Origin of the sequence: Enterococcus sp. DIV1726a, from assembly GCF_051710985.1 — a bacterium.
Taxonomy (GTDB): Bacteria; Bacillota; Bacilli; order Lactobacillales; family Enterococcaceae; genus Enterococcus_B; species Enterococcus_B hirae.
Window position 1 is genome coordinate 656,545 of record NZ_JBIOLS010000001.1, and the last position, 20,343, is coordinate 676,887.

General features: G+C 37.0%; 21 protein-coding genes. 15 read left to right on the forward strand and 6 right to left on the reverse strand.

Annotated features, from left to right (window positions below; genetic code table 11):
* Window positions 1-12: 12 nt before the first annotated feature.
* Window positions 13-2,001: a glucose PTS transporter subunit IIA gene (locus IGJ27_RS02965; protein ID WP_053766156.1), complete on the forward strand. Its 1,989-nt coding sequence runs from the start codon at window positions 13-15 to the stop codon at window positions 1,999-2,001.
* A gap of 295 nt (window positions 2,002-2,296) precedes the next feature.
* Here IGJ27_RS02965 and IGJ27_RS02970 read toward each other — a convergent pair whose 3' ends face one another.
* Window positions 2,297-2,698 carry a hypothetical protein gene (locus IGJ27_RS02970; protein WP_256733879.1) on the reverse strand — a complete coding sequence of 134 codons (402 nt, stop codon included), beginning with the start codon at window positions 2,696-2,698 and terminating at the stop codon, window positions 2,297-2,299.
* A 627-nt stretch (window positions 2,699-3,325) separates the two neighbouring features.
* Window positions 3,326-3,775 (reverse strand): class Ib ribonucleoside-diphosphate reductase assembly flavoprotein NrdI, encoded by a 450-nt coding sequence (gene nrdI / locus IGJ27_RS02975; RefSeq protein ID WP_010719884.1) that lies wholly within the window; start codon window positions 3,773-3,775, stop codon window positions 3,326-3,328.
* 208 nt (window positions 3,776-3,983) lie between these two features.
* Here nrdI and IGJ27_RS02980 point away from each other — a divergent pair, with 208 nt between their 5' ends.
* Window positions 3,984-5,408: a basic amino acid/polyamine antiporter gene (locus IGJ27_RS02980; RefSeq protein ID WP_010738312.1), complete on the forward strand. Its 1,425-nt coding sequence runs from the start codon at window positions 3,984-3,986 to the stop codon at window positions 5,406-5,408.
* A gap of 162 nt (window positions 5,409-5,570) precedes the next feature.
* Here IGJ27_RS02980 and IGJ27_RS02985 read toward each other — a convergent pair whose 3' ends face one another.
* Window positions 5,571-5,891, reverse strand: a complete 321-nt coding sequence (locus IGJ27_RS02985) for a DMT family transporter (RefSeq protein ID WP_010719882.1) — start codon at window positions 5,889-5,891, stop codon at window positions 5,571-5,573.
* A gap of 470 nt (window positions 5,892-6,361) precedes the next feature.
* On the opposite strand from IGJ27_RS02985, the gene IGJ27_RS02990 reads away from it, so the two are divergent.
* The 4 genes from IGJ27_RS02990 (at window position 6,362) to IGJ27_RS03005 (ending at window position 10,080) form a co-directional block, all read left to right on the forward strand.
* On the forward strand, window positions 6,362-7,048 hold the full coding sequence (locus IGJ27_RS02990; RefSeq protein WP_010719881.1) for a DUF969 domain-containing protein: 687 nt from the start codon (window positions 6,362-6,364) through the stop codon (window positions 7,046-7,048).
* Between the two features lies 1 nt (window position 7,049).
* Window positions 7,050-7,994, forward strand: coding sequence for a DUF979 domain-containing protein (locus tag IGJ27_RS02995; protein ID WP_010719880.1), 945 nt, complete (start codon window positions 7,050-7,052; stop codon window positions 7,992-7,994).
* A gap of 55 nt (window positions 7,995-8,049) precedes the next feature.
* Window positions 8,050-8,694: a pyroglutamyl-peptidase I gene (pcp, locus tag IGJ27_RS03000; RefSeq protein ID WP_010738311.1), complete on the forward strand. Its 645-nt coding sequence runs from the start codon at window positions 8,050-8,052 to the stop codon at window positions 8,692-8,694.
* 90 nt (window positions 8,695-8,784) lie between these two features.
* Window positions 8,785-10,080, forward strand: a complete 1,296-nt coding sequence (locus IGJ27_RS03005) for a hypothetical protein (protein ID WP_178306127.1) — start codon at window positions 8,785-8,787, stop codon at window positions 10,078-10,080.
* A 153-nt stretch (window positions 10,081-10,233) separates the two neighbouring features.
* Here IGJ27_RS03005 and pnuC read toward each other — a convergent pair whose 3' ends face one another.
* Window positions 10,234-10,992: a nicotinamide riboside transporter PnuC gene (gene pnuC / locus IGJ27_RS03010; protein WP_010738309.1), complete on the reverse strand. Its 759-nt coding sequence runs from the start codon at window positions 10,990-10,992 to the stop codon at window positions 10,234-10,236.
* Window positions 10,993-11,277: 285 nt separating this feature from the next.
* Between pnuC and gloA2 the strand changes: the two genes are divergently transcribed.
* From gloA2 to IGJ27_RS03035, 5 genes are all read left to right on the forward strand, one after another.
* The gene (gene gloA2, locus IGJ27_RS03015; RefSeq protein ID WP_010719876.1) at window positions 11,278-11,658 is read left to right on the forward strand and encodes an SMU1112c/YaeR family gloxylase I-like metalloprotein; all 381 of its coding nucleotides are present in this window, start codon (window positions 11,278-11,280) and stop codon (window positions 11,656-11,658) included.
* Window positions 11,659-11,750: 92 nt separating this feature from the next.
* The gene (locus IGJ27_RS03020) at window positions 11,751-12,269 is read left to right on the forward strand and encodes a hypothetical protein (RefSeq protein WP_010719875.1); all 519 of its coding nucleotides are present in this window, start codon (window positions 11,751-11,753) and stop codon (window positions 12,267-12,269) included.
* A gap of 77 nt (window positions 12,270-12,346) precedes the next feature.
* A complete protein-coding gene (locus IGJ27_RS03025; protein ID WP_010738307.1) occupies window positions 12,347-12,526 on the forward strand; it encodes a hypothetical protein in 180 nt (59 codons plus the stop codon).
* Between the two features lie 51 nt (window positions 12,527-12,577).
* Window positions 12,578-13,141: a GNAT family N-acetyltransferase gene (locus IGJ27_RS03030; protein WP_010719873.1), complete on the forward strand. Its 564-nt coding sequence runs from the start codon at window positions 12,578-12,580 to the stop codon at window positions 13,139-13,141.
* A 287-nt stretch (window positions 13,142-13,428) separates the two neighbouring features.
* Window positions 13,429-15,558: a collagen-binding domain-containing protein gene (locus IGJ27_RS03035; protein WP_178306126.1), complete on the forward strand. Its 2,130-nt coding sequence runs from the start codon at window positions 13,429-13,431 to the stop codon at window positions 15,556-15,558.
* A 165-nt stretch (window positions 15,559-15,723) separates the two neighbouring features.
* On the opposite strand, the gene IGJ27_RS03040 is transcribed toward IGJ27_RS03035, so the two are convergent.
* Both IGJ27_RS03040 and IGJ27_RS03045 read right to left on the reverse strand, forming a co-directional pair.
* Entirely contained in the window at window positions 15,724-16,239 is a 516-nt protein-coding gene (locus tag IGJ27_RS03040) for an LURP-one-related/scramblase family protein (RefSeq protein ID WP_010719869.1), read from the reverse strand.
* A gap of 23 nt (window positions 16,240-16,262) precedes the next feature.
* Complete coding sequence (locus tag IGJ27_RS03045) at window positions 16,263-17,132, reverse strand: Cof-type HAD-IIB family hydrolase (protein WP_010719868.1); 870 nt, start codon at window positions 17,130-17,132, stop codon at window positions 16,263-16,265.
* A gap of 124 nt (window positions 17,133-17,256) precedes the next feature.
* Between IGJ27_RS03045 and IGJ27_RS03050 the strand changes: the two genes are divergently transcribed.
* The 4 genes from IGJ27_RS03050 (at window position 17,257) to IGJ27_RS03065 (ending at window position 20,317) form a co-directional block, all read left to right on the forward strand.
* Window positions 17,257-17,937: a uracil-DNA glycosylase gene (locus IGJ27_RS03050; RefSeq protein ID WP_010719867.1), complete on the forward strand. Its 681-nt coding sequence runs from the start codon at window positions 17,257-17,259 to the stop codon at window positions 17,935-17,937.
* Window positions 17,938-18,089: 152 nt separating this feature from the next.
* On the forward strand, window positions 18,090-19,070 hold the full coding sequence (pta, locus tag IGJ27_RS03055) for a phosphate acetyltransferase (RefSeq protein ID WP_010719866.1): 981 nt from the start codon (window positions 18,090-18,092) through the stop codon (window positions 19,068-19,070).
* Window positions 19,071-19,326: 256 nt separating this feature from the next.
* On the forward strand, window positions 19,327-19,800 hold the full coding sequence (tsaE, locus tag IGJ27_RS03060; protein WP_010719865.1) for a tRNA (adenosine(37)-N6)-threonylcarbamoyltransferase complex ATPase subunit type 1 TsaE: 474 nt from the start codon (window positions 19,327-19,329) through the stop codon (window positions 19,798-19,800).
* A complete protein-coding gene (locus IGJ27_RS03065; RefSeq protein WP_034699781.1) occupies window positions 19,793-20,317 on the forward strand; it encodes a GNAT family N-acetyltransferase in 525 nt (174 codons plus the stop codon). Before tsaE ends, IGJ27_RS03065 begins: the two co-directional genes overlap by 8 nt.
* Window positions 20,318-20,343: the final 26 nt, after the last annotated feature.

The following is a 20,343-nucleotide window of genomic DNA, read 5'->3' on the forward strand; positions in this document are numbered from 1 at the left end:
GGGGAAGAACCAATGGCTAAAAATGAATTGACTTTAGAAGAATTAGCAACGCGGATCTATGCTGGTGTAGGCGGAATGGGCAATGTCGAAAGCATTGTCCACTGCATGACCCGTGTTCGAATGAAGATCATTAATGATGAGCTTGTCGATGTTGCAAAATTGAAAGCGATACCTGGTGTATTAGGCGTTGTTGAGGACGAACAACTGCAAGTGATCATCGGTCCTGGTAAAGTGAACAAAGTAGCACAAACGATGGTAGATCAAGCAGGTGTAAAATTAGGAGAACAGATTTCTTCAGGAAATAGAGCTTCTGATAAGTCGTCAGCCTCAGGAAAAGATTTGGTAAATGAGAGAGCGCAAGCGATGAAAGCTGCTCAAAAAAATAAACAAAAACCATCAAAAATCAAATCAATCTTGAAAGATATTTCGAACATTTTCGTCCCTATGATTCCAGCATTTGTCGGTACTGGGATTGTGGCAGGGATTGCTGCGGTACTAGCAAACTTAGTGACAGCGGGTACATTAGATGCAGCAACTTGGCAACAATACATTGATATCATGAACATTCTAAAAAATGGTATGTTCAGTTTCTTAGTGATTTATACAGGGATCAATGCAGCTCAAGTTTTTGGTGCAACACCAACTCTGGGTGGTGTTATCGGTGCGGTAGTCTTATTAACAGGCATGAATCCAGAAGCGCCACTTAAAAACTTATTCACTGGTGAAGCGTTAGCTGCAGGTCAAGGTGGGATTTTAGGAGTTATTTTTGCTGTCTGGTTATTAGCAATCGTTGAAAAGAAATTGCATAAAGTTGTACCAGATTCCATTGATATTATTGTTACCCCTACATTATCATTGATTGCTATTGGCTTAGTCGAAATTTTCTTCATCATGCCACTCGCTGGTTTCATCTCAGATGGAATGGTTGGCGGAATCAACTGGGTATTAGGTGTAGGTGGTGCCTTTTCAGGATTTGTCTTGGGGACACTATTCTTACCGATGGTTATGTTCGGATTGCATCAAATCTTAACACCAATCCATGTCCAAATGATTGATGAAACAGGAAAAACACTATTATTACCTATTTTGGCGATGGCTGGTGCCGGACAAGTCGGAGCAGCATTAGCATTGTGGGTTCGTTGTAAAAAAGATAAAGAATTGACTGAAATGATCAAAGGTGCGTTACCCGTAGGAATCTTAGGAATCGGTGAACCATTGATCTACGGTGTGACACTGCCGTTAGGACGTCCGTTCATTACCGCTTGTATCGGTGGTGGTATTGGTGGTGCTGTTGTTGGGATGATTGGAAATGTAGGTGCTATTGCGATCGGGCCTTCTGGTGCTGCTTTGATCCCATTGATTTCAGATGGAAAATGGTTAGGGTATGTCTTAGGGTTACTCGCTGCTTACGCAGGTGGTTTCCTAGCAACATTCTTCTTTGGTATTCCTAAAGAGCAATTGGAGAAAGAAGAATTAGCTGAAGAAACAACAACTGAAATGACACCAATGACGGAAAATACAGGAGCAGTCAGCACAAGTGAAATTTCATTAGCTGCTGTAGCTGATGGAGTAGTTGAGTCACTTGAAAAGGCAAGTGATCCCGTATTTGCTCAAAAAATGATGGGAGAAGGTTACTTTGTTGAGCCAATCAATGGTCAGATTTATTCACCAGTAAGTGGAACGATCAGTTCAGTGTTCCCCACTAAACACGCGATTGGCATCACAACCGCTAACGGATTAGAAGTGTTACTTCACATGGGGATCAATACAGTTGACCTTGGTGGTGCACCATTTGAGGTGAAGGTAACAGAAGGTCAGTTGGTGACACCTGATACACTTGTTGCTCAAGTCGATTTAGCAGCAATCAAAGCTGCCGGTAAAGAAACTTCGATGATGGTTTTAATTACCAATATGGAGAAAGTAAAAAATTTCGTTTTAGAAAAAACAGGTGAGACAAAAGCCAAAGCGAAGGTCATGACTGTTGAAGCTACAAAAAATTGAACGAAGTAAAAGCAGATAAAGAATAGAGAAAATTCGAGCCTGGGACCAAGTGCGGTCTCAGGCTCTTTTCTATGATTAATAAGAGGGAAAAATAATTGTAAGAGAAACAGTTTGATTCATTTAAGACGATAAATCACTGGTGAACCAAGCTAAAAGTTCAATTGGAGAAATTAGAAGAAATACACGAAGACAAAGTGGCTAGAATAGTAAAATAAGCCCGATTTTGATGGTATGTACTAAAAGTAAAATCAGGCTTATTTCATTTTTGGTAGATGATTGTCCCAACATCGCCTATCTATTTAGCAACAAGTAATAAATGATTTTTCAAACTATCTAGTTCGTTTTCTTTCTCTTTTCCAATCATGAATTCCTCTTTGTCTATAGTTACCTTATTTACTTTTGAAATCTGAATCTCTTGTACAACATTATTGTTTTTATAAAACTTTATTTGATAGTTGAATCTTTTTTGCTTTGATGTCAGTTTCATATCATAACGTTGAGCATGTTGATCCGATTTATTAAACAGAACATTAAGGTTTCCTATTAATGTTTTTAAAAAATTGGGGTCTGTAGCTTTCCAACTTTTTTCTTTTCCTTCGTCATCTTTAACAAAAATCACTGCTTTATCGACTTCTTCTAAAGAAACTACAGGAACATTCTTTTGCTTGCAAGCACCTAAAAATAATAAATAAAACATTGAAAATAACACAACAAGAAATTTCTTTTTTTTAATGTTTTTTCACCACCTTGTTTATAATCTAGTGTCAAAAAAATATAAAATAACATATAAAAATCTAAATATTTCTATTTTTATTATACCTTTTCCTTTTTGTTCTGTTAAGTTAACGTTTGCAATATGCTTGGTTATATTAAGATTATTTGAACTGAATAGCTTTAAAAAGAGTATGGAAAATTTTATTTCTTCCATTTTGACTAGTGATTCTCTTTCGAACTGTCTATGTTTAAGTTTTTGATAACAAATTTTTCTGACAAAAGTAATCTAAATGAAGGGGAGATCCATTGAAATAGAATTAGAATCTGATACGATAACTTTTTATAACGGAAGTCTATGAATGGGGCATCATGTGGATGACGAGTGTTTTAACTTAGCTAGAGCTTCCTAACAAGTTCACACAATAAATCACAGTGTTGGAGGTGGCACAGTTTACTTCTATTGTGATGTACAATAATCGCAAGTGATGGATGAAGGATATTCGATAAGCGGATTACTAAATGAGTATAAAGCCTAAAAAAGAAAAATAGAGAGGAAACTTACCAACTAAGTTTCCTCTCAGTTCTATGTTTTGATCGAATTTTTTAGAAATTATTGGTTAGCTGTTTCGACTAACTTTTGATATACTCGCTCAACATCTGCTGGGGTTCCCCGTAATTCATAGTCGGCGAGGAAAGGGAAGCCAAATTGGCTGGCGTATTGTTTAGCGGTTAAGCAATATTGATTATTAAAATTTTTGTTTCCACTCCCTACGACACCCAGACAAAGCGTATGATTGTCTTCGTATTCCAGATATTCACGCATGGTTTCTGTTAAAATTTCTGTATCACCGTTATCTAACCCATTTCCTCCATCTAAGTAAGTGGGTACAAAAGTGAAGAAAGGTTCACTCTCTTGTTGAAAGTCACTATTTTCATGAATTTCTTTTAGCGTGATTTCTGGTAATTGAGGATTTAACTCATGTTGGTTCGCAGCATATTCAGCAAGTTTTTTAGCGAAAGCTCGTGTGTTTCCAGAGATCGATATATATAGAATGTTCATTACATTTCCTCCAATTCTTGTCTCCAGTATAGCATTTTTTTATCAATTTTTGGAAAAGGTTTTCCCTAAATGAATATGCAAGATTCTTGTATAATTAGAAAAAAATAGTTACAATTATATTTCTATTAGAATTTTTATGAATAAAGTAAAACAGGTGAAGATTTGTTATACTTTTGGTAAAAGCGGTTTATTTTGGAGGATGCTTAAAATGGATACAGAGCAACAGAACAAAGGAATAGGGTTGTTTCCACTAGCGGCCTTAGTGATTGGGTCAGCGATAGGAGGTGGCGTATTTGGTATTATGACGGACATCTCCGGGTCGGCTGGTGCCCCAGCTATTTTTAGTTGGGTGCTAGTTGGAACAGCTATGTTGATGCTCTCGTTATCAATCAATAATATCAATAAAAAACGTCCAGAGCTGGAAGGTGGTATTTTCAGCTATGCAGAAGCTGGTTTCGGACGTTTTGCTGGATTTATCAGTGGTTGGGGTTATTGGCTTACTTGTTGGTTGGGGAACGTAGCCTTTGCTACGTTGCTAATGAGTGCTTTAGGTTACTTTTTCCCAGTATTCGACGGAGGTCAGAATATCGCTTCGATCGTTATGAGCACTTTGTTTTTATGGGGATATGCTTGGCTAGTCAATCGTGGGGTCGAAAATGCAAGTTATGTGAACGCTATTGTAACGATCTGTAAACTTGTCCCACTATTTTTATTTATTGTTGTAGCAATCAGTACCTTTTCACTGCAACAATTTATCGATAATTTTTCTAGTGATATCATATTGAGTGCGAATGGCCAGCCCGTGCCATTTTCTAGTCAGATATTGAGCTGTATCATGGTGATGTTATGGGTGTTTGTTGGGATCGAAGGAGCTTCTGTGGTTGGTTCTCGTGCAAAGAAAAAATCAGATGTAGGGAAAGCAACGATCCTTGGTATTTTTGGTTTAATCATCATTTATGTTTTAGTTTCGATGTTACCTTATGGGACAATGTCAATGAAAGAATTGCAAGGAATCCAAACACAGCCAGCGATGGGCTATGTGTTTGAAATGATGGTAGGAAAATGGGGAGCAATCTTGATCAACGGCGGTTTGATCATTTCGCTTGTCGGTGTCTGGTTATCTTGGACGATTTTACCGATTGAAACCATGAGGAATATGGCAGATGCTAACTTATTACCGAAACGCTGGGGTCAAGTCAATAAAAAAGGTGCGCCAACATATGCTATTGTCTTAACGACGATTTGTACTAATGTTTTCTTACTTTCTTTATTGTTCACGGATAGTGCGTATAATTTTGCTTACACACTTGGGACAGCAGCGATATTCTTTACTTGGTTATTCTTAGGTCTTTATCAGATGAAACTATCTTATCAAAGAAAAGAATGGGGGCAATTCTTTATCGGCTTTTTAGCCAGTGCATTTCAAGTCTGGGCAATGCTCGTGGTTGCTTTCAATGAAGTGATGTTAGTGTTAGTACTCTTCTTACCTGGGATCTTCTTTTATTTAAGAGCCCGGAAAGAACAAAATGAGCCAATCCCTCATCTTCACTTAGATAAATTTTTATTAGTCGGTGTCACAATGATTGGACTAACAGCAATGATTCTATTTGCTACAGGCGTTTTACATGTTTAAATACACAAATATGTTAAATTAAGTCATTAAAAAAGCCAAATAAACGGTAATTCATGGTTCTAATAAAAGAATTGTTAGCAAAACCGGTTATCTGGCTTTTTTTGATGTGTTCATGCACCTACTATTGTTTTGATCTGATCAACCATTCCTGATAATGTAGGATCAATGTCCACTGGTTATTTTGATTCCGACCAGACTAATCAATAATAAGCCAACGAAAAACCAAGTGGCTAATGTCAGTTTATCATGAAACAAGACGACACCAATGATCACTGAACCAACGGCACCGATTCCGGTCCAAATAGGATAGGATAAACTCATTGGTAACTGTTTGATCGCCTTTGATAAGAGATAAAAGCTGGCGATCATGCCAATGACTGTGTAGAAAGAATAATTCAATTTAGAAAAACCATCACTCCATTTCATCATCGTAGACCAAAAAACTTCCAAGATTCCCGCTAAGATTAATTCAAACCATGCCATATTAATCACTCCATTTACACAAAAAAGAGGAGTAGCATTCCTCCAAAGACCTAATGGAATGCTTATCCTCTTAATACTACCCGGCGATAGTTGTGTCATTATTTTGTTAATTGAAAGGATAACACAGAATAAAAAATAAGGGTAGTGATAAGCTAAAACGTGAACCAATTTGAATCGGCTATTCGATTTAGAAGTCGTTTTTTGAAGGAAAACACCTACGCTAAAGTGTTATTTTAGATAATGAAGCACGTTTTTGTTTGTTTTTTGTTCATTTGTTAGTTACAAAAATAAGATCTCAAAAAATTTGAACTGTAAACGAGTTGTTTCAATCGTAAGTGATTTTTCTAATTTTTTTATTGAATTGACTGAATTTTTAAAAAATACGATGAGATAATTGGATTTTATCTATATTTTCATGGCTTTTTGATTTATAATAAAAAAATATCTTGTAATTTTAAGGAGGAAGTCAAATGGAGAACTATCTTAGTCTTTTAGGTGTCTTGATCGTCATTATCGGTTTTGCACTAAAATTAGATTCAATTTTGATCGTAATGGTCGCACTGATCGTCACCGCATTGACAGGCGGTTTAGGAATTGAAGGGATGTTAGAAACTTTAGGAACAAGTTTTGTCAATAATCGAGGAATGGCTATTTTTATCATTATTATGTTGGCAACAGGTACACTGGAACGTAATGGTTTGAAAGAATCAGCAGCTTCGCTTATTAAGCGCTTTAAGAAAGTATCAGCTGGGATGATCATTGATATCTATGGGGTCTTCCGTATGATCTTTGCAGCGTTCAATGTCAGCTTTGGTGGAGTTGCCGGTTTTGTTCGCCCAATCATCATGCCAATGGCTTTAGGAACAGTCGAATCAAAAGGCCTGGAAATTGATCCACAACATGAGGAAGAACTAAAAGGCATGTCTTCTGCGATGGAAAATATTTGTTGGTTCTTTGGTCAAGTATTATTCGTTGGTGGAGCAGGTGCGTTGTTAGTTCAATCGACTTTAAAAGGTCTGGGTTATGAAGTGACACTAGGACAACTTGCTTTGGTTGAAGTACCAGTTGCTGTCGTTGCACTGATTGTTGCAAGTATTTATTTCTACTTAAGAGAAAAGAAATTAGCGAAAAAATATTATTCAGGAAAGGGGCAATAATATGAGCTTTTTTACAGATCCTGAAATTTTATTAGGGGATAAATTATTAGAAATATTATATATCATCATGGGGTTAGTTCTGATTTATACAGGAATCAGAAATATTAACGATAAAACGAATCCTCATCGATACGGTTCTGCTTTTTTCTGGACAGTATTAGGAATCGTAATTGCTGGTGGAAGATGGTTACCTGCGATCGTCAACGGTCTTTTGATTTTTGCCATGACAGTTCCAGCGATTGCCAAGAAAGTCAGCAAAGGAGAAAGTCGCTTACCTTCTAAACAATACATGGAAAAAATGTCTGATAAATTAGGAATGAAAATCTTTATTCCGGCATTGAGTATTGGGATCTTTGCAATCTTGTTCGCACTCTTTACTAAGCTTGGCGCATTAGTTGGTGTTGGTGTCGGTGTTTTTGCCGCAATGGTGATCATGATGTTCTTCTCACGAGACAATCGACCAACTACTTTCTTAGATGATGCTGCGGATATGCTAGGAACAGTAGGACCTTTAAGTATGTTACCAATGCTCTTGGCATCATTAGGAGCGGTTTTTACAAGTGCAGGAGTAGGGACAGTTATTTCTAATGCAGTCGGGCAAATCGTTCCCGAAGGTAATGTGAATGTCGGTATTATTATCTATGCATTGGGTATGGTTATCTTCACGGTGATCATGGGGAACGCCTTTGCGGCGATTACGGTAATGACTGTAGGGATCGGTGCACCGTTTGTATTCAGTCACGGCGCAAATCCAGCACTAGTGGGAATGGTTGCTCTGACCTGTGGGTTCTGTGGAACCTTGTTAACACCGATGGCTGCAAACTTCAATGTCGTGCCTGTGGCAATGTTAGAGATGAAAGACAAATACGGCGTAATCAAGAACCAATTATTCGTAGCGATCTTCATGTTAGTGTTCCAAATCGTTTATATGATTTTATTTAAATAAGAAAAAACTCTATAATAATAGTTAGTTTATATTGAGAATAATGGAGGAATGTAAAATGAAAGTACTAGTAACTGGTTTTGATCCATTTGGTGGAGATAAAGTGAATCCTGCTTATGAAGCAGTGAAAAAAATGCCTGATGAAATTGCTGGAGCACAAATTATCAAAGTGGAAGTCCCAACGGTTTTTGCTAAAAGCAGCCAAGTTGTGGAAAAAGCAATCGAAGAACATCAACCGGAAATCGTCATCTGTGTTGGACAAGCTGGTGGACGTTCAGCTGTTTCATTCGAACGAGTAGCGATCAATTTAGCAGAAGCTAGAATTGCTGACAACGAAGGAAACCAACCTTTTGATACAGCGTTAGAACCAGATGGACCAGCTGCTTATTTCACTTCTTTACCGATTAAAGCAATGACAAAAAATGTCCATGAACATGGATTACCTGCTTACATTTCGTATACAGCTGGTACCTTTGTTTGCAACGACATCATGTATCGTTTGCTTCACTTGATTGAGACAAAATTCCCGACGATTCGTGGCGGATTTATCCATGTGCCATTTTCACCTGATCAAGTGATTGATCGTCCAGTAGGCACACCATCAATGTCATTAGATGATATTGCCGCTTCTTTGACTTATGCAGTAGAAGCAGCCGTAACAAATGATCATGACATTGCTGGCAATGCAGGAACAACTCACTAATTTTTACAAATAATGTAGTGAAAAACAAATCATTGTGTCGACTGGTCGAATCAGATCAGTCGATTCTTTTTTTGAAAGGAAACATAAGTAATGAACGACTGGCAAAAGGTATTTAAAGAATGGTATCCCAAAGAAATCAATCAAGTCTATCCAATTAAGATATCAAAACAGTATACAAGTAATCAGCGTTGGGAAATCTATGAAAAGTTGACGACGAAACAACGTCAATTAGTTGATCAACATCGACGCTACTTGATCAATTCCCAATTTTTAGAAGAAAATTATTTAGCAGCGACTGATTGGGTCTTTTCCGATTTTAAAATCAATCCTTTTTTTCGTACCAAACGGCGACAACAAAAATTATATTGCGAATGCGGTCGTGAATTAAAAGTGCAATATATCGTTCATTCACCAAAGACCGGTAAGAGCCTTTCTTTAGGGATCAATCACTTTGCTGAACATTTACACGTAAGCCCGCAAATCGCAACATCTATCAATCAAGGGATGACTAAAGTCGATTTAGCACTAGACGAATTATTGTGGCTGAAACAGCAAAACGTGGCGTTTCCAGAAGATTTATGGCAAGAATATTGTTTTATGCTCTACCAAAATCGAAAATTAAAAAATCCCTATTTGCCTGATCAAAAACTAGTTGCCAGGGTTGTGGATTTTCGTGAAGCAGATATGCCAATTTATCTTGCTGATTATCAAGCGCTGAAACAAGAGATCTCACGTATTGCAACGCAATTAGAGGGAACCCCTAAAAAAATTCGTGGGAAGAAAGAACTATTTGAAGATTTTTCAGAAGAATTAGTGAAAGATGTCGAGACTTTTTTAACGAATTACCGAACTTTTTTGCAAAAAGACTGGGCGTTGATCGCTGTTGACGGGGGTGAACAACTATCATTGACCTTCTTTGAAACATTCATCCAGCAATTAAGAGCAACTGGACGCCAACAAACTCCAGAACAACAGAGTAAAATGACCGAATATGCACGCAAGCAGCGATTTATCCAATCCGAGGTGTATCTTTTCATCTGGCAGCAATATTGTCGTTATGGTTTCACAGAAGGCTTCTTTGATAGTATTCCTAGAGTCATGAGAAATGGTTTCTTGAAGGTCTTACGAAAAGAAAAAGAAATGAAGCAAACAGTGATAGCCAACGAAAATGTGTCACAGAAAAAGGTAGTCACCGAGGAAGTATGGGATAAAATTGCTGTTGAGTTGAAAACGAAAAAAGTGATGACCATTTTAACAGAACTAAATGAAAATGACTATTCCTTATCGAAAGAACAACAACATGCGTTACAATATTTCCAACAATTAGAAAAAGTTTTGCAAACAGAAAATTCAAAAACTAAGCAATTATTAAAAAGACTATTGTGAAAGTCGATAGGGTAAAAATAAGCTAGCTACCACCAATCAGTTGTTGGCGACAGCTAGCTTAGTTAGATAAGTACCAAGAAAAAGGGAACATCGAAACATGCTTTACCAGAAGACTGTCGATTATATTCAGATCAAAATGATCATGGCACGGTCTTAAATCAGCACACTCTTTTCATGCTCTTGATCATATTCTTTTTCCATTTTTAGCATTCGTTCACGTTCTTTTTGGTTATACCAAGGAGAAACTGTGAAAGCCAAGACATCATTCAATAGGTAAACGGAACTATTGACAAACATAGCTAAACTAGCTGAACCATGTCTAAATGAGATGTACCACAGAACCATCTGTGCTAATCCTGAAGCCAACCACCAATAATATTGGTTATTGTAACGCAAGAAACTGATCACACCAGCTGTCAAACTGATTGAAAAGGCAATAGCATCGATCCAAGGACGTGGATCGTCTGTTAAGCGCCCAATCAAGAAACCTGAAATAGCATAAACCAAGATTGTAGCAAAAATTGCGACTAACCATGTTTTTCCATTGAACTTACGGATTTTTGCTGCCATGTTATGATTCCATTCTTTACTTAATAAAACAGGGATATCTAAGGTGATCATATAGGCGATTTGTTCGCCGATACTCAAGTAATTTTTAGCAGAAAAACCAACGATGATGAAACAAATAGCTGATAAAATTCCTAAAATACCATTAACAGATTTCGCTGCATTGATTGATAAGATACACAAGACACCAAGTGTAGTACCGATAAAAGTGATCACCGCTAACCAAGTAATAGGGCTATTCACAAGGGTCATAATCTGACACCCAAGACTAAAAAAGAAAAGATAGTAATTTTGTTGAGGCCAACCTTTGAGTTGGTGTGCTAAAAAGCGAAAATAATTTATCATTGATAAAAGCTCCTTTAAACACTAAATATAGTATGTGTTCGATTTGTTGACACAACCTATTGTATTACTTTCAAAAAATATTTCTAGTCTTTCAATTTAAAATAATATATGTTATGATACTTTTTGCTTTGTTTTCTGGAAACATGAAAACTTTACATTGAATTGATGAAAGAATGGGAAGTCAACCGACGTAGGTGAACTTTCCATTTTTTTCTTTATAAAAAACTTTTGACCAAAGAAAATGTTAAAATATGAAAAAGAATAAAAGATTAAAGGAGTAAAAAAATGAATTTATCTGCTATCCATCATGTCGCAATTATTGTATCTGACTATCAAAAATCACGGGAATTTTACGTTGATAAGTTAGGCTTTGAAGTAATCCGTGAAAATTATCGCGCGGAAAGAGAAGATTATAAATTAGATTTAAAGCTTGGAACAGCTGAATTAGAAATATTCGGGGTAGCTAATGCGCCTAAACGTCCAAGTTATCCAGAAGCATGTGGATTAAGACATCTGGCTTTTAAAGTGGAACAGATTGAATCTGTCATTGAAGAGCTTCGTTTAAAAGGGATCGAAACTGAGCCAATTCGAATCGATACATTTACTGGGAAAAAAATGACTTTTTTCTTTGATCCAGATGGCTTGCCGTTAGAATTACATGAATAAGTAACAAAATTGTCACTTTTTCTTTCTGTCATTCGATTTTTTTTAATAAAAAATCTTGATATGCTAGTAAAAAAAGGAAAAGGGAGACACTGATGAAGATGAAAAAAATTTTATTTGGGTCAGCTATTCTCATACTTATTGGGCTAACGGCTTCGTTAGGATTATTGACTGCTACGTTTCGTTATGATGATATTAGTGAACAAGAATATCAAATCTCACTGAAAAAAGCAGTGGGAATCTTTAAAAAAGAAACAAATAAAACAAAAGTTCAGATGGTTCAGTTTGTACCAAAAGAGGATGTCCAACAACAAACAAACAATACCTTTCAATATCTTTTCGTAGATTCTGAACAAACGCTTGTTGTCAATCCTACAACCGGAAAGCCAGCTGTTCGTTCGAGTAAATTAGCTGAAAACCAACCATTCTTTGACATCAAAAAGATCTACTCAAGCAAATCTCCTCAAAAGGCAATGAAAGAAGCTGTTAAACAAAGTGGAAAGCGCAATGCTAAAGTAAGAAGTTGGGTTTTGCTAATGAAAAGCGACAAATTATACTATGAGATCAAATTAGCAGAGGATAATGAAGAATCTGTTTTGTTGATTCGTGCCTAAAAATCAATAGCTATCATTTTTCTTTTTTACAATATAAGAGTAAGCTAAATGTGTAAAAAAGAAAGGAAGTCATTGCTATGGAAAAGATGAAATGCCCAAATTGCGGGAAAAAGTTTACTTATGAAGAAGTCAACAATGTAGTTGAACATGTTGATAAAGAAATGCCAATCGTTTGTCCTTATTGCCGGACAGAAGCTGCTCGCATCGTTTCACATGGTTATTTTGTTACCCAAAAAATCGAGGATTATTTAAAATAACTCTTTTGATCTTTATTTTCAGTGATAGAATGAAAAAAAGGAGAGAATGAAATGATTCGTTTTGCAAAAAAAGAGGATGCTCAAGAGATTGCTCCGCTTATTTTAGTTATTTTAAATGATATGGAATTACCTTTTTTACAAAAGTATGGGAAAGAAAAAACAATTGAAATCTTAGAAGAAGCCATTATGGATCCCGATTATCGTTACAGTTATACAAGAGGAATTGTTGAAGAAATTGATGGCAAGATAGCTGGTGTAGCATTTGGCTACACAGATGAAGAAGAGCCATTTATCGATAAACCCTTAGAAGTAATTTTAGAAAAACATGGAATTACAGATAAGGAACAATTATTTGTAGATCAAGAAACATTTCCTAAAGAATGGTATTTGGATTCCATTTCCGTTTCGGAAGCTTTTAGAGGACAAGGAATAGGTTCACACTTACTTGAAGCTTTACCTAAATTAGCTAAAAAAACTGGGCGAAATGTTATTGGTTTAAGTGTAGATGAACAGAATCCTAACGCCAAAAGATTGTATGAACGTCACGGATTTAAAGTAGTAGGTAAAAGGAAAATCAGTGATCATCTTTATGATCACATGCAAAAGGAAATTTAATGGTTTCTTAATTAAATCAAACTTATTATTTTTTAATAAAGACATTTAAATTGTTGTAACTATTATTTGATAAAATGTTGAGTGAAAACAAGGTTTTTCACTCTTTTTTTTGTTTTGTTTTCATAAATGTCAGTTGTATATATTAAATGATAGTTGTTATAATCTCTTTTTTATGAAAATATTTTTCATTTATTTTCAATTATTCTGTAATGACGGGTCTTTTTTTAAGTATTAAAATATGCTCTATCGCTCGTCACTGGGCTTGGAGACAGGAAAGGACCGTTGAAATGTTAAGAAGTAAAATTGGGAATATATTTGGTGTTATGCTATTATTTTTAAATCTCTTTGTTGCTCTACCTGCAATAGCGGAAACTTATACGCCTCAAGATTCTGGTAGCATCTATGATGATTTAACTGGTGATTATGGAATATTAGGGATTGCTTCTCAATTCCATATATTCGCAAAAGAAAAAACGACGATAAACGCGCATACAAATGGTAATGTTGCAACAAAAGAGCTAGATGCAAACAATAATTTTGGGACAGATATCATCACAGGTGATCTCCAACTAGAAATCAACTATGTTCAAGCAACTGATTCTTTGATTGGCTCATCCTTTACTTCGGGAGATAGTAACCGAGTAAATAAATTTGTTGTAGGTTCTTCAATTAGTACAGGGATCGAAAATGATCGGGCAGTGGTGAATGGCTCAAGGATCGACCATTTATCTGCTTCAGAACTTTATCAAGATCGCCCTGGGAATACTTATATTGATTTTGACACGGAATTTGCAAAATTAGAAGGAGCTTCGGAAAGTTTGATGTCGATTACTCCTGCTAAAACCTATCTTTCAAGTGATTTTCCTGATATGAATAATCGAACGATTGATGTAACAGGAATGGGAAGTTCAGATGTTGTAATCATCAATGTGGATGCTTCAGTGTTATCAATGAATACACCACTGAATATTGTAAATTCTGAAAATAAAATTTTGGTTATGAATGTCATCAATGCACCAACTGATTTCACGATCCAGTCACAAATTCATTACAATAATCGAGCAAATCATGAAACGGAAGATTTTTCTGACGCAAATATTTCATGGAATTTCCCAAGTAATGTAACGAACTTGGCGATAAATGCACCTTTTCAAGGTACCATTATTGCGCCACGAGCAGATGTCACAGCCAATCAAAATATGGATGGAACAATCATCGGAAAAAATGTTACGCTAAATGCAGCAACCAATCGTTGGGACCCTAACGAAATTTTCCTTGCTGATAATCCAGATAATTCTGGATCAAGCGATAGCAGTACGGACACGACAAGCAGTGACAGCAGTACGGACACGACAAGCAGTGACAGCAGTACGGACACGACAAGCAGTGACAGCAGTACCGACACAACAAGCAGTGATAGCAGTACAGATACCACAAGCAGTGATAGCAGTACGGATACGACAAGTAGTGATAGCAGTACAGATACCACAAGCAGTGATAGCAGTACAGATACCACAAGCAGTGATAGCAGTACAGATACCACAAGCAGTGATAGCAGTACCGACACAACAAGCAGTGATAGCAGTACAGATACCACAAGCAGTGATAGCAGTACGGACACGACAAGCAGTGATAGTAGTACGGATACGACAAGCAGTGACAGGAGTACGGACACGACAAGCAGTGACAGCAGTACAGATACCACAAGCAGTGACAGTAGTACTAACCCAACAAGTGGTGACAGTGATACCGATACGACAAGCAGTGATAGCAGTACGGACACGACAAGCAGTGACAGCAGTACGGATACGACAAGCAGTGACAGTAGCACTAACCCAACAAGTGGTGACAGTGATACCGATACGACAAGCAGTGACAGCAGTACGGACACAACAAGCAGTGATAGTAGTACGGATACGACAAGCAGTGACAGTAGCACTAACCCAACAAGTGGTGACAGTGATACCGATACGACAAGCAGTGACAGCAGTACGGACACAACAAGCAGTGATAGTAGTACGGATACGACAAGTGGTGACAGCAGTAGCAACCCAACAAATGGTAATAGTGATACTGACACGCCAACTCCATTTCATATTGATCCAAGTATGAGCGGAGAGGATACCAATCAGGTGTATCCTAATAATAATGATAAAACTAATCAATCAAATGGAATGAATAGCACCATCCCACAACAAGGGAAGGGTACTGATTTAGATAGAAATGAGTTTAACAGTTCTACAAATGAAACAACTAACGTAACCGATGAATCTCGGTCAATGGATTTTCAAGATCAAGATTCACAAGTTTTGCCAAAAACAAATAGTGCTTCCAATAAATGGTTAGCAATTGTTGGTGGAATGATTATTGTGTTATTTGTTATTGTGGGATTTATGAGAAGAAAGAAGCATAAATAAGAAGAATAAATAAAGGCTCATCAAGTGCTTGACTGAGCCAACTAAAAATAAGCCTTCCTACATGAAGCGTATCTGCTAAGTTCGTTTGCTCTGACTAGCGGGTCTTGTTTCCTAGAGGATGGCTTATTTTTTCTTGAAGTTATTCTGATTATAAGAAGGAGCAAGTTAATTTGTGTCTAATCGGTAAGAAAGAGGTGTATCTTTGTCATGGTTTTTACGGTATAACCAGTAGTCTAATACAGCTGCGATACAGATACAGATAGGCGCATTTTCTTCCATTGGAATATCAAGTACATAATAATCTCCAGAAAAAAGCGTTGCTTTATCCATTTTCATGATTCGTTGATTAAAATGATGGATTTGATATTGATGGTTATAGATATCTCCTTGAACTGTCCAATGAAGACGACGTACATAGTAAAAATCCCCGGGCCAGTTAAAGATTTTTTGCATCGTTCCCACTTTTTTAAAATCCTTATAAAGTTCAAAACGGGTTCCGAAAGTTAGACTCGTTTGTTTAATATGTGCCACAAGATTTCCGTTCATTGCATAAAGAGACAAAGCATCTCCTTTTGTTCCCCAACGACCAACCATTAAGAAGATGGATTTACCAGATTCATTTTTAACAACAGTCCTCGTGACACGACTGAGATGCTTTTCTTGAATGAAAAATTCTGACATCTTTCTCCCTCTTTTCTCGAAAATTATAGATTTTCGGAAATTGCCCGTAAGATTGCCTTGCCGACCCCAGACTCCAGGTTAGTATCAGTGACAAATTTTGCGTAATCTTTGACTTCGATTTCAGCATTTCCCATCGCAAAACTAACACCAGCCACTTGTAACATACTAACGTCATTAAAATTATCCCCAATCGCCATGACATCGTCTAATTCGATTCCTCGGTCATGTGCGACATGAGCCACAGCAATTCCTTTTTGGGCATTTTTGTGATTGACCTCGATATTGTTTTGACCAGACGAAGTAACAGCTAAGTCACCCAGTTCACTGATTTCTTTTCCAACTGGACCCAATACTCGCGGACCTTCCGTATGGAAACAAATCACTTTTAATACCTCTAATGTTTCGTCTTGGAGCAAGTCACGAATACTATCAACATAATTGATATGCAAAAGTTCAAGGTTGGCTGAAGCCATCGCAATCGCCATTTTATATGTTAAATGGGGGAGATGACTACCAATCATTGAGGCAAAGCTTTCAATTCTTTTGGCTTGGCTTTCAGAATAAAGCCCTCGATTGGTCGATACTTCATAATAAATCTCATTTTGATCAAGGATATCTAAGACAGTTGCAGTTTTTAGAGTCGGTATTGGAACAGTGAACAAGGAGTTTCCTGTTTTGTCGAAAACTTGCGCACCATTTAGCGTAATCATGGCACAATCAATGCCAACTTCATCTAAAGCCGCACGTGCTTCTTGATAATTGCGACCAGTCGCAACCATAAATTCAATCCCTGCATCATTGGCAAAGCGGATCGCTTCGGCATTTTCGGGTGATATACTCATATGGGCATCTAATAAAGTACCGTCCATATCTGATGCGATTAATTTGATCATAACTCTCATCGTTCCTTTCTTTCTCTTCTTCTTAGTTTACCATATCCAGATGACACTGCGTGCGAAGATTGCCCCTTGTTAAGAAAGAATTTGTGAGTTATCCTGATTGTTGGAGGTGGAACGATTGAAAGAAATCATTCATAACAGTTGGCAAACGATTTTAACAGATGAGTTTGAAAAAGAATACTACCAAAAGTTAAGAAACTTTTTAAAAAAAGAATATACGACTCAGAAAATTCATCCAGATATGTATCATATTTATGAAGCGTTGGAATTGACTCCTTACGAAAAAGTAAAGGTTGTGATTTTAGGTCAAGACCCTTATCATGGTGTCAATCAAGCACATGGCTTATCTTTTTCTGTGCAACCAGGGGTTAAAATTCCACCATCATTAAACAATATCTATAAAGAATTGCAAAGTGATTTAGGTATTTCGCCGGTCAAACATGGCAATTTAGTTTCTTGGGCTAAGCAAGGCGTTTTACTATTAAATACGGTACTAACGGTCCGAGAAGGTCAAGCTTACTCACATCGTGGCAAAGGTTGGGAAATATTGACGGATAAAATCATTGAAAAATTAAACGAACGAGAAAAACCAATCGTTTTTATTTTATGGGGGAAACCGGCTCAAGAAAAAATGAAAATGATTGATAAAAGTCGGCATATCATTTTAACATCTGCTCATCCTAGTCCATTATCAGCTCATCGAGGATTCCTAGGCTCTAAACCTTTTTCTAAGACCAATGATGCACTGATGGCATTAGGGGAAACACCGATCGATTGGCAATTACCTGAAACAGTGTAGTAAGACAGCGTTTTCCTGTTATATGTCAGATTGTATGTTATGTGAAAGACTTCGTTACTAATGGTTTTTTGACTGATACAGATAAAATAAACTGTTCTTTTTTTTGGGAATAGTGTATGATGGATACATAGAAAATATCTGGAGGTCATCTTGTGGAATTGTTTGATAGTTTGAGATTCAAAATTGTACGTCGCAGCATTAAAATCGTTTTTCCAGAAGCAACTGATGCAAGAATTTTAGGTGCAGCAGCTCGTTTGAAAGCGGAAGAATTAGTGGAACCTATTTTGATTGGTAGCGAAGAAGAAATCACAGCTGCTGCTCATGCTCGTGGAATTAAAACTTCAAGTTTTACGATCATTGATCCAAATCGTTATGATAAATGGGATGAAATGGTTGAAGCTTTTGTGGAACGTCGTAATGGAAAGGCATCCAAGGAACAAGCAGAAAGCATCTTAAAAGATGTCAATTACTTTGGTACGATGTTGACATATATGGGAATTGCTGACGGGATGGTTTCTGGTGCGATTCACTCAACTGGAGATACTGTTCGTCCAGCGTTACAAATCATCAAAACAAAACCAGGCGTCAGCCGAACAAGTGGTGCGATGATCATGGTACGTGGACGTGACCAAGAAAAATATGTCTTTTCAGATTGTGCTATCAATGTCAATCCCAATGCCCAAGAATTAGCAGAAATCGCTGTAGAATCAGCAAAGACTGCTGAATTATTCGATATTGATCCTAAAGTAGCATTAATGAGTTTTTCAACTAAAGGATCTGCGAAAGCACCAGAAGTGGATAAAGTGGTCGAAGCAACTAAAATTGCTAAAAAATTAGCGCCTCAATATGTAATTGATGGCGAATTACAATTTGATGCTTCTTATGTTCCTTCAGTGGCTCAACTAAAAGCACCTGATTCTGATGTAGCTGGACAAGCAACTGTCTTTGTTTTCCCAGAATTGCAATCTGGAAACATTGGTTACAAAATTGCTCAACGTTTTGGTAACTTTGAAGCGATCGGACCGATCTTACAAGGATTGAATAAACCAGTTTCTGATTTATCTCGTGGAGCAAACGAAGAAGATGTGTATAAATTAGCGATCATTACTGCAGCCCAAACATTATTAGATTAAGATCTAAGACTCAATGAATAATAGTTCGTGAAAGAAGCGATCAGCTCCGAGCGTATAAGCGCAGATTTTTTGAAACAGTTCTCATGTTTTGAAAAATTTAGACTTATTGCAAGGAGCTGATGATTGAAAAATATTTATTCATTTTGACACATATGAAAAAGCTCGGGACGACCTTTGTCCCAAGCTTTTTTTGCTTTAAAAAATTTTCCATCCACGATATACTGTCACAAAAGGCTAGATGAAGGAGTAAGTTAGAATGATTGAATTAAGTGGTTTAGATAAGACAGAAGAATTGGCAAAAGTCATCGGTGAAGTGGCACTGCCTGGGGATAATTTAGTATTAACTGGTGACTTAGGAGCCGGAAAAACAACGCTGACCAAAGGGATTGCTCGCGGATTAGGAATCGAACAAATGATCAAGAGCCCCACTTATACAATTATTCGGGAATATGATCAAGGTAGATTGCCACTTTATCATATGGATATTTATCGTGTAGCAGCTAGCGGCGCGGATCTTGGTTTAGATGAGTATTTTGAAGGAGAGGGTTTATCTGTCATTGAATGGGGGAATCTTTTAGAAGAAGCCTTACCAGAAGACTATTTGGAACTGATTTTAGAAAAAAGTGATACAGATTTAGAATATAGATATGTGAAATTGCAAGCATATGGGGAGCAAAGTGAAGCTTTCAAACAGCGGATCGTGGAAAAATGGAGACAAAACAATGAGTGAAGAGATCTCATTGACCATTCGAGAAGCTCAGCCAAATGATGCCAGTGAATTATTAGCAATGATGCAACAAGTAGAGGAAGAGACTGACTTTTTGGTTATGGATGAACAAGGAATGGAGCTAACACCTGAAGCCTTAGCTTTATCCATCGAATATCTACAAGACAGCAACAATAATCTTTTACTCTTAGCTTGTATGGGTCAAAAAATCATCGGGGTTGTTTCTGTTAAAGCAGGCGAACAATACCGCATCTCTCATGTGGGAGAGGTTGGGATCAGCATCTTAAAGGACTATTGGGGTTTGGGATTAGGAACGATGTTGCTTGAAGAAGTATTGATTTGGGTGAAAGAAAATGGTGTACTTTTTAGACTAGAACTAGATGTGCAAACTCGAAATGAACGAGCGGTTCACTTGTATCAAAAAATGGGTTTTGAAATCGAAGCGCTTATGAAAAGAGGGGCCCGAACAGATGATGGGGACTTTTTGGATGTCTATAGGATGTCTTTATTGATTGACTGATCTTAGATTTAGGAGGACATCTTTTC